At 38.6% G+C, this 12,218-nt stretch carries 13 protein-coding genes; 1 reads left to right on the top strand and 12 read right to left on the bottom strand.

All coding sequences use genetic code 11. The features are described from left to right. Positions 1 to 4: 4 nt before the first annotated feature. The 6 genes from ACFSGI_RS03535 to ACFSGI_RS03560 form a co-directional block, all read right to left on the bottom strand. Positions 5 to 718, bottom strand: coding sequence for an ABC transporter permease subunit (locus ACFSGI_RS03535; protein WP_204826746.1), 714 nt, complete (start codon positions 716 to 718; stop codon positions 5 to 7). Beyond that, complete coding sequence (locus tag ACFSGI_RS03540) at positions 715 to 1,734, bottom strand: ABC transporter ATP-binding protein (RefSeq protein WP_204826747.1); 1,020 nt, start codon at positions 1,732 to 1,734, stop codon at positions 715 to 717. Before ACFSGI_RS03540 ends, ACFSGI_RS03535 begins: the two co-directional genes overlap by 4 nt. 127 nt (positions 1,735 to 1,861) lie before the next feature. Continuing rightward, complete coding sequence (locus ACFSGI_RS03545) at positions 1,862 to 2,317, bottom strand: hypothetical protein (protein WP_204826748.1); 456 nt, start codon at positions 2,315 to 2,317, stop codon at positions 1,862 to 1,864. A gap of 69 nt (positions 2,318 to 2,386) precedes the next feature. Next, complete coding sequence (locus tag ACFSGI_RS03550; protein ID WP_204826749.1) at positions 2,387 to 2,680, bottom strand: hypothetical protein; 294 nt, start codon at positions 2,678 to 2,680, stop codon at positions 2,387 to 2,389. Continuing rightward, a complete protein-coding gene (locus ACFSGI_RS03555) occupies positions 2,677 to 2,970 on the bottom strand; it encodes a hypothetical protein (RefSeq protein WP_204826750.1) in 294 nt (97 codons plus the stop codon). Before ACFSGI_RS03555 ends, ACFSGI_RS03550 begins: the two co-directional genes overlap by 4 nt. 815 nt (positions 2,971 to 3,785) lie before the next feature. Then, positions 3,786 to 4,700: a DMT family transporter gene (locus ACFSGI_RS03560; protein WP_204826751.1), complete on the bottom strand. Its 915-nt coding sequence runs from the start codon at positions 4,698 to 4,700 to the stop codon at positions 3,786 to 3,788. Between the two features lie 120 nt (positions 4,701 to 4,820). Here ACFSGI_RS03560 and ACFSGI_RS03565 point away from each other — a divergent pair, with 120 nt between their 5' ends. Next, positions 4,821 to 5,711, top strand: coding sequence for a LysR family transcriptional regulator (locus ACFSGI_RS03565; protein ID WP_204826752.1), 891 nt, complete (start codon positions 4,821 to 4,823; stop codon positions 5,709 to 5,711). Positions 5,712 to 5,826: 115 nt separating this feature from the next. Here the strand turns inward: ACFSGI_RS03565 and clpB are convergent, their stop codons facing one another. From clpB to ACFSGI_RS03595, 6 genes are all read right to left on the bottom strand, one after another. Next, entirely contained in the window at positions 5,827 to 8,490 is a 2,664-nt protein-coding gene (clpB, locus tag ACFSGI_RS03570) for an ATP-dependent chaperone ClpB (RefSeq protein ID WP_204826753.1), read from the bottom strand. A gap of 13 nt (positions 8,491 to 8,503) precedes the next feature. Further along, on the bottom strand, positions 8,504 to 9,415 hold the full coding sequence (locus ACFSGI_RS03575; RefSeq protein ID WP_204826754.1) for a DnaJ C-terminal domain-containing protein: 912 nt from the start codon (positions 9,413 to 9,415) through the stop codon (positions 8,504 to 8,506). A gap of 173 nt (positions 9,416 to 9,588) precedes the next feature. Further along, positions 9,589 to 10,080 carry an Hsp20/alpha crystallin family protein gene (locus ACFSGI_RS03580; protein ID WP_204826755.1) on the bottom strand — a complete coding sequence of 164 codons (492 nt, stop codon included), beginning with the start codon at positions 10,078 to 10,080 and terminating at the stop codon, positions 9,589 to 9,591. Positions 10,081 to 10,374: 294 nt separating this feature from the next. After that, positions 10,375 to 11,331, bottom strand: a complete 957-nt coding sequence (locus tag ACFSGI_RS03585; protein ID WP_204826756.1) for an acetylxylan esterase — start codon at positions 11,329 to 11,331, stop codon at positions 10,375 to 10,377. A gap of 28 nt (positions 11,332 to 11,359) precedes the next feature. Next, the gene (locus tag ACFSGI_RS03590) at positions 11,360 to 11,584 is read right to left on the bottom strand and encodes a hypothetical protein (RefSeq protein WP_204826757.1); all 225 of its coding nucleotides are present in this window, start codon (positions 11,582 to 11,584) and stop codon (positions 11,360 to 11,362) included. A 76-nt stretch (positions 11,585 to 11,660) separates the two neighbouring features. Continuing rightward, positions 11,661 to 12,218 carry a pyridoxamine 5'-phosphate oxidase family protein gene (locus ACFSGI_RS03595; protein WP_204826758.1) on the bottom strand — a complete coding sequence of 186 codons (558 nt, stop codon included), beginning with the start codon at positions 12,216 to 12,218 and terminating at the stop codon, positions 11,661 to 11,663.

Consider the following 12,218-nt stretch of genomic DNA (forward strand, 5'->3'; position numbering starts at 1 on the left):
GTGCTCACCTCCACCTTTTCCGTTCCACGACTTGTATACTCAGTACAAGGAACAATAGCGATAAGGTGATATAGAACAGAATATCCGGGCCATGTAATACACCTTTGACCAGATTATCGATTCGGCTAGATATTGAAAAAGGTTCTAACCATTTCTGCGCAATATCTGAATTCATTGTAAAAGAATCCAGAATCCATAGTCCTAGTAATAGTACAAATGCAATCACAGCCGATACCATCTGGTGTTGAGACAGACTGGAAGCAAATAATCCGATTGCCATCATTGCAGCGCCTAGTAAAAATACCGCTAATAAAGATAATAATAACAGCGGCATATTCATCGTACCGAAAAAAGACATCGTTATCGGATACACCAGATTACAAGCAATTAATACTAGCAACAATCCAAGCGCAGCTAAGTATTTACCGATAACAATCTCGGTGACTGTTACAGGAGAAGTCAGTAATAGTTCATCTGTTCCCTGTCTAAATTCTTCCGAGATCAAACGCATCGTTAATAACGGAATAATAATTAACAACATAAAAATGGTATTACCCAAAATCAAGCGGTAATCCAGTATACTTGGCTGGTAACCAACAAAACTTACATAAAACATATAGCTAGATAGTAATACATAGACAGCTATTGCAAAATACGTTGTTGGATTTAAAAAATACAACTGTAATTCTTTAGAGCATATCGCCCACATACGTCTCACTTGGTTGTATCCTCCTTTGGCAAAGGAGTGTCTGAACGATCGATAGAAGCAGCATTTATATCAAGATGAGATTCGGAATCAGTTGTTAATTTGGCAAATAACTCTTCCAGACTGTGACCTTCTTTACGCATCTCCAATACTGGAATCTTCGCGTTTGCTAATAAAAGAGACAATGATTCTCTAAAATCTTCTTGGTCGACTCCTGTTAATTTAATCGTAATCAATTGTTCTTGTTGTTCATTTGTATCAGAATACTGAAATTCAGTATGTGCAAAAGCAGCATGTTCCAGTACAGAGCGTACAATAACCGGCTTCGACTTCACTTCCAATTGCACCTGGAAATTCTCATGTAAGAAATCACCAATATGGTCAGCATCGCGATCCAGTACTAATTTGCCTTCATGAATAATTAACATCCGATTACACAGCATACTGACTTCTGGTAAAATATGCGTGCTCAATAGTACGGTATGTTGTTCACCCAATTCACGAATCAATTGTCTAATCTCCATAATCTGATTCGGATCAAGCCCAGATGTCGGTTCATCCAAAATAAGCAATTCCGGTTGATGAATAATCGCACCAGCTAGACCAAGCCGTTGCTTATACCCTTTGGATAAAGAACGGATCACCTGTCGTTCTCTTCCTTGTAGTCCAAGCCGATCGATCATTTCGCTAATTCGCAACTTCTGCTCTCGCACTGCTACGTCACGTAAATCTGCTACAAAACGTAAATAAGAACGTACCGTCATATCCGGATAAAGTGGAGGCGTCTCCGGTAAATAACCTATTTTGCTACGCGCTTGTCTGGATTGTTCATGCATCGGTAAGCCATCTACCCATATCTGTCCAGAGGATGGTGTGAGATAGCCTGTAATCATACGCATTGTGGTTGTTTTGCCAGCTCCATTGGGACCTAGAAAGCCAACAATTTCGCCCCGCTTCATTTCAAAATCGATCCCGTCTACACTTCGACGCTGATCGAACCATTTGCTTACTTGCTGGACTTGCAGCATATTTTGTTCCCTCCCGCTTTTCCCAAAATCCTTTTTACTATAACGTAATTGTTATAAATTCAGCTTAAAAGAAGGTAAAGGAAAGCTTAAAAAAAGCCGCCAGATCATGATGATCTTAGCGACTTATTTAAGATGAAGTATGAGAAGAATGATCCAATTCAAAAAACCATTCTAAAAAAGAGTTAAAGTTCTGCCATTGCGGTTGTAATTGCCCTGCCCAAAAGTCTTGTAATCGTTGACCTAGATTCAACTCCAACACTTGATCAGTCTGCCGATTGTAAAAGTACCCACCTTCCCCGACAAAAGAATCCAGCGGAAGATATTCTTCAGGTAATTTCAATGTCTCGCGAGCACTATGTACACTTAGATCATAATCTGAATACAATACAAACCAGCAAATATGGTAAAGCTCCTGATGTCGACTGTAAAAAGTAGGCCCTGTCTCTGCATGAAGATAAAACTGCGCAAAGTCTGAATCCAGTGGAATATGTAACGTTTCCAATGCCCCTGCATAGTCTGTTGAAGCTTCTTCATACCATGCGTTTTGTTCTTTGAAATATTGCTGAACTTTAGGTGATAACAATGAAATCCTCCTTTTTGATTGAAATGTAGTGCTTATAATAAAGAGTATAATAGATATTTTTGTATTATTCTAATCTACTAATCTCCATATCGTCATGCCTATAATAAAGATAAGAATAAAATAAAACTGCAAACGCATATATGATTTTTTTTGCTTATCTGCTTGAATATACATCGTTACAGCTACAAACAAAAAAGGAAGAGCACAAATGATCCATATAACAATAAATATATTTAGATGGAACAGATTTAAATTCCCACCCAAATAGCTCAGCACCGCAGCACCAACAAACATAATAATCAAAGACATATTCAGCCATCGATTAATTAATTGCTTATCTATATTCTTTAACATATTGATCATCTTCCATATCTCCAATATCCAATCATACTGAACACAATCACACCAAGATATAGTCGTATTCGATATTGTTTGCGTTCTGGCTCATCTGCAATTATGTAATTAATTGTTATTATAGCCAAAGCAGGTATTAATGAAGCAACTACAATCATTACACCCAATCTAAAACTTAATATTCCTAAGTGTCTATTCAGATAACTAGTTAACAACATAGCAAACACAAAAATAAGAGCACTTAATCTCAAATAATGAAGTTGACGCTTATGAGTAAAATATTTACGGATTTTTTGCAAATGATTTTCTCCTTCAAATGAATGTGACTACCTTCCGTACCTCCAATATCCAATCATACTAAACACGATTACACCTAGATAGAGTCGTATTCGATATTGTTTACGTTCTGATTCATCTGCAAGTATATACATAGCAATAATCACTAGAATTCCGGGTATAAAAGATACACTAATAAGGACTATTCCCCAGTAATCACTTATAACACCTAAATGTCTGCTAAGATAACTTACTGTAAAAAGAGTAATTATCATAATCACAAGACTAATATTCAGATACTTACTTTGCTTTCGATCATCGAAATTTTTCCTTAATAACTCTATCATAATGTTTCTCTCTTTCCTTAATTATGAGATTATGATTTATACCTAAATTTATGTTTAAGATCAAACTGTAAATATGACTCATTAATAAGTTTTGAAAAACATGTTCTTATTTTGTCCGAATTTAAAGCAGAGGTAAATAGAGCTGTTTTCCTAATAAAAGGAAAAAATAGCAACTTACTATTTAATACTGTATTTTTTTCTGATATAAATAACCAAAATTAGGTATTTCCATTTAAAAAATAGTGCAAACCTCATTAATGTTCGACACAATTACCATTATATGTAATATAAATAAGGTCTATCGGTCAGAATAGAAAGGTACTTACTTCATGGTCAGCTTGACCTAGATTTTGTTCAAATTTTTGAAATACGCCTTAGAATAGATGGTTCAACATTCACTCTTATGATCATTTGCAATCAAAAAAAGACTATTTCTACAATCGAAATAGTCTTTTGATAATGAAGATTTACTCCTTTAGCTGTAACCGAAGTTACTTTTTATTTAATGGTACCGGGACTACCAACGGAGCTTTCACCGCTTTTTTCCAATTGACGAGAGCGATACTACAAGCAATCATAACCAGACCGATCAATAATGAGAGTGTAATCGACTCATGAAGAATCCAGATACTAAAAATATTAGATAACACCGGAATCATAAATGTATACGTTCCTACGGTGCTGACTTCTCCACTGTCGATCAATTTAAAATACACCATCCATCCACCTGCGATAACAAATAGAGAGATAAACAACAATACTTCGATAAATGAAGATGTCCACTGAATATCACTCCAACTTTCAGTAGATGACCCAGCAATCATTAAGACGACTCCGCCGATCAATAACTGCATCGTCACTGTCCATAGTGAATCCAGTTGCTGATTATTTTTCTTCATATAGATGGTACCTAGCGCCCAGCATAAGGAAGAAGCGAGAGCAAATCCGATACCCGTTAAAGATAGATTCCCTTCAAGCCCGCCTGAACTAATCACAGCTACACCTATAAAACCTAATATTAATCCAACCACTTTCAGCGTATTCATTTTTTCGCCTAACCATAACCATGAGAACAATCCTAATAAAATAGGCTGTAAAAATACAATGGTTGAAAATAGACCTGCTGGCAAATAACCGATTCCAATCGTTTGCAACCCATAGTACCCGATAATATTTAAAACGGCGAGTACTGCGTATATCTTCATATTTCGTTTCCATTGCAATCGTTCTACATGCTTCATAGCAAATCCTAGCAAAATCAGTCCACCGATCAATGTTCGCAGACCTGAAAATAAAAGCGGAGGTACATCAGGTAATACTAATTTGGTTAAAGGCCAGTTGATTCCCCAGATCGTTACAAGAAAAATAACTAACCATAATGTCATTTTAGGTGATAAAGTCTTCATGTTATTCATCCTTTCATCTATTACGGTGTACACTATTTTAAATTTGTGCTTCTTTAGGTTATACTTTTATCACTTATAAAGAAAATGAATATTTTGCATAAAGGAGATAACGATATTGTTATGACCATTACTCAGATTATGACATTTGTACGGGTTGCCGAGACATTAAGTTTTACTCAAGCTGCACATGACTTGCATATGACCCAGCCTGCTGTGAGCCATGCGATTGCCAGTATTGAAAATGAATTAGACACTTTATTACTGTTACGGGATCGCAAAAAAGGAGTATTGCTAACTGAAATCGGCGAGCAAGTGTTAGTGCAATTCCGTACGATTTTACACAGTATGGAAAAAGTACAACAACAGGTCGCTGCTGTAAAAGGATTGGATGTAGGTACGATCTGTGTCGGCGCTTTTCCTTCGGCATCTGCTTATTTTTTGCCACCGATTATTCAAAAGATTAAACAAAACTATCCTAACCTGATCTTCGATCTCCATGAAGGTTCTGCGAATGATGTGAAAGAATGGGTCTACACTCGTAAGCTTGAAGCAGGCATTGTTCTTTTGCCTGCACCTGAATTAGATGTAATTCCATTATTTGAAAATGATATGGTCATTCTGTTACCGGATAATCATCCATTGCAACAGCAGACCAATATTACTATTCAGCATCTTCATGGCGAAGATATGATTTTGTGCAAAGGTGGTCACGAGACTGCGATTATTGAAGCTTTTGACAAAGAAAACTGTGATCTTAATATTACCTTTACTACTCATAATGTGAGCGCATTGATCAATATGGTTCGTCAAGGACTCGGAATTGGTATCGTTTCTAATCTAGCCTTGTCAATGCATCCTCATCATCTGGATATGCGCGAAGTCACCCCGCGTATAACAAGTCAGATTGGAATCGCTATTCCTTCTTTATCTCAAGCTTCACTGGCGGTACAATTACTGATCAAAACAGCACAAGAATTATTTTTAGAGTCTCCTGAATTAATTTCGTCCTAACCAAACGCAAAAAGTCTGCATCCGCTCATTACGAGCATGCAGACTTTTTATAATATATTCTAGATTTAGTTAGTAAAAATAGTGCATCTTTTACAACTTGTACAGCACTTTATGGTCAGCCGATCGAGATAGCAGCAGGAGACTCTTCTGCCGGGTTGCCTTCTGAAGGCGATGACTGAATCACAACATGCAATTCATGATCCACCACATTAACAACCACCACTGATCCTTCTGAAACTTCACCAGCAATCATCGCACGAGCGACTTTGGTTTCTAATGCACGCTGAATAAATCGTTTGAGTGGTCTTGCTCCATAAGCCGGGTCAAATCCTTGTTCAGCGATAAGTTGGATGGCTTCATCAGTCAATTGTAACGTAATCTGGCGATCATTCAAACGATCTTGTAAATGCTCTACCAATTTACGAACAATCTGTCCAATCTCTGTTAAGCTTAGTGGTTTGAACAACACAATATCATCGACACGATTCAGAAATTCAGGGCGGAAATGATTACTTAATTCACGCATCACATTGTCACGTACCGTCTCGCTCCATTCTCCATCTGTGCCTAATCCACTTACCAGATGAGCAGACCCTATATTTGAAGTCATAATCACAATAGTATTTTTAAAATCGACAACCCGTCCTTGCGAGTCGGTCAATCGTCCATCATCTAGTAGTTGCAACAGAATATTGAATACGTCAGGATGTGCTTTTTCCACTTCATCCAATAGCAATACCGAATACGGTTGACGACGTACAGCTTCGGTTAATTGACCGCCTTCTTCGTAACCGACATATCCAGGTGGCGCTCCGACTAATCGAGATACGCTGTGTTTTTCCATATATTCTGACATATCGATACGAATCATACCGTCTTCCCGATCAAATAAAGAAGCGGCAATCGATTTGGCAAGTTCTGTTTTCCCTACTCCGGTAGGGCCGAGGAATAAGAATGAACCAATCGGGCGATTCGGATCTTTGATACCTGCACGCGAACGTATCACAGCATCAGCAACCAATTGTACCGCTTCATCTTGACCGACGACACGTTCATGCAGACTTTCTTCTAACCGTAACAATTTGTCCCGTTCGCCTTCAACCAGACGACTCACCGGAATCCCTGTCCAGCGGGAAACAATATCTGATATTTCTTCTTCTGTAACTGCTTCACGTAATAGACGGTTATCTTGATCCTGATAGGCTTCTTCTTCGGCTTGTTTTAACTGACGTTCTAAATCTGGAATAATTCCGTAACTGAGTTCAGCCGATTTATTCAAATCATATTCTTCTTGTGCTTCGAATAGATCATTACGTGCTTGCTCTAGATTTTTTTTGAGATCACGTACCATTTGAATCGCTGATTTTTCTTTTTCCCAGCGTGCTGTCATTTCCAATTGTTTTTCTTTGAGATCTGCCAGTTCACGTTGTAATTGTGCTAATCGGCGTTGACTCGCATCATCGGTCTCTTTGTTAAGAGCTGCTTCTTCGATCTCAATCTGCATAATCCGGCGAGTGACTTCATCCATTTCACTTGGCATCGAGTCAATTTCGGTACGAATCATCGCACAAGCTTCATCGATTAAGTCGATTGCTTTGTCCGGTAAAAAGCGATCTGAAATATAACGATCGGATAGCACACCTGCGGCTACGATCGCACTATCATGAATTTTGACACCATGATGCACTTCAAACCGTTCTTTTAAGCCGCGCAAAATAGAAATTGTATCTTCTACATTAGGCTCATGTACAAGTACCTGTTGGAAACGGCGTTCTAATGCAGGGTCTTTTTCAATATAATTGCGGTATTCATCCAATGTTGTTGCGCCGATACAATGAAGTTCCCCGCGCGCTAGCATTGGTTTGAGCATATTCCCCGCATCCATCGAACCTTCTGTTTTACCTGCTCCTACAATCGTATGCAATTCATCGATAAATAAAATAATACGTCCATCGCTTTCCCGAATTTCTTTCAGTACTGCTTGCAGACGTTCTTCAAATTCACCACGGTATTTAGCTCCGGCAACAAGTGCACTCATATCCAGTGAGAAAATTGTTTTGTCTTTTAGCCCTTCCGGTACATCTCTGCGTACAATCCGGTGTGCCAGCCCTTCTACAATCGCTGTTTTACCTACACCAGGTTCACCAATCAGTACGGGATTGTTTTTGGTTTTGCGCGATAAAATACGAATAACCCGGCGAATCTCTGCATCTCGTCCAATTACTGGATCGACTTTGCCACTGCGTACTTCTGCAACCAGATCACGACCGTATTTCTGCAATACTTCATAGGTAGCTTCCGGCTCTCGGCTAGTTACCCGTTGATGTCCTCGTATTTCGGCTAAAGCCGTTAACAACGGATCACGCTGTAATCCTTGTTGCTGTAACATATGACGCAGTTCTTGATTCTCCCGATCATGACCGGACACCATAGCTAGTACAGCATGCTCTACTGCTACAAATTCATCTTGCATAGTAGTAGCTTCTTGCTGAGCTTGATCCAATACAGATAATAATGCAGGTGAAGCATAACGGCGTACAGCTCCCGACGATCCACTGATCGTTGGTTTGCGACCTAAATATTCATTGTTTAGTCTGGCGACTTCAGACAACGAAATATTCATTTTTTGTAACAATCGAGGTAATAATCCTTCTGATTGTTCAAGTAATGCTTTTAATAGATGGGCGGTATCAATCTCTTGATGTCCCATCGTTGAAGCAATGGATTGTGAAGAAGCAACCGCTTCTTGAAGCTTTTGAGTCAGCTTATTATAATCCATTGTGAACTCCTCCTTATTTGGTTTTAATTTGTGGTTGAAACGGATTAAATTCTGCTAATTGACGATACAATTTGCGTTCATGTTCATCAATATCATTAATCTCAGGAATAATCATTTCGATACGAATCAGTACATCTCCATAATGTTGCTTGTCTTTGCTTAATCCTTTACCAGAAAGGCGCAACGTCTGACCGGTCTGTGTACCCGCAGGAATTTTGAGACGCACTGTAGATTGATCTGGCAGACGTACAGGCATATCGCCGCCAAAAATCGCTTGCCAGGGTGCAATCTGAGCTACAGCAATCAGATTACTTTCTTCGATGGTATACATCGAATGGTTAGTAATATGGAAGCTAATCAATAACTCTTCATGTGGATCAAGTCCATTGCTACCATTTCCACGAATTTTTAATGTGCTATTATTTTTGATGCGCGCAGGCAATTTGAGTTGAATCGATTTGCCACTGACTCGTACAGAAATTCGATCGCCCCGATACGCTTGTTCCAGTGTGATATCCAGATTTGTACGTAACGTTTGAGTTGTATTCTCCATCCCACGACCACTACCGGTACGACTATTGAAAAACATATCGAATAAATCTTCATCAGGAAAACCAGCATTATCAAAATTTTCAAAATTATAAGCTTGACTTGCTCTATGATTACGCGTCGAATTCGCGGTGTTCGCTCTTGTATGACGAGGAGGATTTTCTTGATAATGCAACTGTTGATCATACGTTTCTTTTTTGGTAGGTTGACTTAATGTTTCGTAGGCTTCGGCTATTTCTTTAAATTTACTTTCAGCTTCTGTCGCTTTGTTCACATCAGGGTGCCACTTTTTAGCCAGTTGTTGATACGCTTTCTTGACCTCTTTCGGTGAAGCCTGGCGATCGACGCCTAGAATCTTATAGTAATCTTTGACCATAGGTTCTCCCCCTTTCCTGTAACTCTAATCTTTCTATTTATTAACGTACTTTACAGGAAAATAAGCGGAATGGCTTCTTTTTACTAAAAAAAAGGTGCATTATAGCTGTTTAATCTACAATGCACCTCTGGGTATAAGATTATTTTACAGCTAACTGACGAATCATGCGACTTTTATTCAGCAGAGTGTTGTTGTCCATCTTCCAGTCGAGCCGAAGAGGAACTTCCATCTTGTATCTGAATCCGTCGTCCTTCAGCAGGCTGTTTTTTCGGAATCGTTAATAACAATATTCCATCTTTCAGAGTGGCTTGAATCTGATCTTCTTCAATATCTTGCACATAAAATCTTCTAACGTATTCTCCATAACGACGCTCTTTGCGCACCATACGCTGATCTTCATTTTCTTCTTGTCGTTCTTGTTGTTGTATAGCTTTGATCGTCAAATAAGGAGCGGCATAATCAATGTCGATATTTTCTTTTTGCAAACCAGGCAATTCGGCTTCAACAAGATAAGCTTTGTCATTTTCCCGAATATCCGTACGGAAGGATAAGGTCGATCCTTTGAACGGAGTTAGCAAATCATCTTCAAAAATATCTTGAAATGACTTCATCCATTGACTCAAAGCATCCTCACGACGTTTACCAAAAGGAACCAAATCAAACATATCCAATCTCCTCCTGACATGATGTTTTGAACTGCTTTTCATAAGTTTGACTTTGTTTGACCTTATGTCTTTATTATAGTGAGAACACCGGTAATAAGCAAAATACATTATCAGTAAAATAAGCTCATTTAGATCGATTTAAAGCCTTTTTTCTACTTAAAATTCTTGTTTTCAACATTTTTTATCGATTTTGACCTTTTTTGACCTTTTGTTACTATTTCTACTTTTTTTATAGCAAAAAAGCCTGTTTCTCAGTTACTCAGAAACAGACTTTTGTTTAGACTTTATACTGATTTATCCGAAATGTTTTTGAACAAATTCCATCGTTTTGCGTTGATGATATGGACTCACAAAATGTCCATCAAATGGATACAGACACATTTCTTTTTCTGCATGAATCCGATTGTATACTGCATAGACCGTTTCAGGCATACAGACAGTGTCTTTAAGACCACATGAGATCAATATAGGTGAATTTATACGGTCTGCTAGATTAATCATATCAAAATAACTCAACGTCTCTAGCACTTGATCCAGATGTTCAGGATAACGGCTTACAAACTGAGCGGCTTCGCGAAGAGAACTTTCTGAATTTAATATTCCAAAATCCATATGGCTCATATTCGGAATATTAGCGACAGTAATCGCCGGAATATCGCTCAGAGCAGACGTAATTAACGCTAGCCCGCCTCCTTGACTACCGCCATAGACTGCAATTTTACTATGATCTACATCAGATTGCTCGGCTACCCATTGTATCGCTTTGAGCGCATCAATCGTAATAGCACGATAATAAAAATGATCTTTATCCAACAATCCTTGAGTTAACCAACCACTACTCATCCCAAAATCAGAATTCAAATGATTACCTGTATCTCCACCTTGTCCGCGAGTATCAATAGCAAATACTGCATATCCCATCGCTGTCCAGTGAGCATAATCTTCAGGGTATCCTTTATTCATCGTATATCCATGAAACATAACGATACAAGGAATTGCTTGCCCTGCTTGATCGGCAGGTCGTACATAGATTCCATGAAGTGGTGTATCGTCAAAACCTTCATAGATCACTTGATAAGACTGAATCGACTTCATCGGTGTTACTTGCTCTGTCTGCTGAGCGTTTAACGGCTTATCTGCAAATTGTTGTAATGTATATTGCCAGAAATCAGCCAAATCAGGTTGTGCTGTATGCATCGGGGCATATTGTTCCAATTCACGCACTCGTCTAGCAATCGCATGATTCTTCATCATCATGACTCCTTTGTGTAGCTTTGATTTATTCGTTCAGTTTGACAATCCAACCTGTAATTAAGCGGAAAAAGAAACTAAAAATAGCGGCTGGAATAAGAGCGGTGATAAGGGTAATCACGACACCCAAAAATGTCACACCTTCAGGATTATTTCGCACTTCCAATACAATCAGTAAAATCGCCATAATGACATACCATGTTATAAAATCCGATAATCTAAAATTATTTTTGATCGTATTGACCAATTTCATGCTCATCCCTCTTTATCTGCGTGTATAATCCATCATTTGCATGCTATCAATAATACAGATGAAATACAACACCTTACTATATATCAGCAAACTTTTTACCAATAGGGGTCATCATGCCATCTATAGTGGTCGAGTTTTTCTGCTTACGATATTGTTCTAATTTCTCTTCGCCTTTGTTCTCCGCCCAATCTATCAACGTCTCCCGTTCACCTTCATACGTATAGAAAGGAATCCCATAGCCGCAAGACGTCTGTACCCGGTGAATATTTGAGACAATGATTTGACGATATCCTAGATGAAGATCAAATAAATCTGCGTACTGTTCCCATGCTGGATCATCGGGTAAAATAACCTGCCCATCTCCATACAATCGCAAAATCAGTGGTTTACCTTCCAAAGCAATAAACATATAAGTCATCCGATTACTTTCTTGTAAATGAGCACTGGTCTCATTGCCGCTCCCTGTTAGATCAAGATAAGCTACCTGATTAGGAGACAAAATGCGAAATGAATCGTAGCCTTTCGGCGAAATATTGACATGACTTTCTGCTGCCGCGCTACCTACAAAAAACATCTTCTGTGCTTGAATAAAGGCGATGTGCTCGGGAGACATAGAATCAAATACTTTAGCCAT

The sequence above is a fragment of the Paenibacillus nicotianae genome (assembly GCF_042681745.1).
Taxonomy (GTDB): Bacteria; Bacillota; Bacilli; order Paenibacillales; family Paenibacillaceae; genus Saccharibacillus; species Saccharibacillus nicotianae.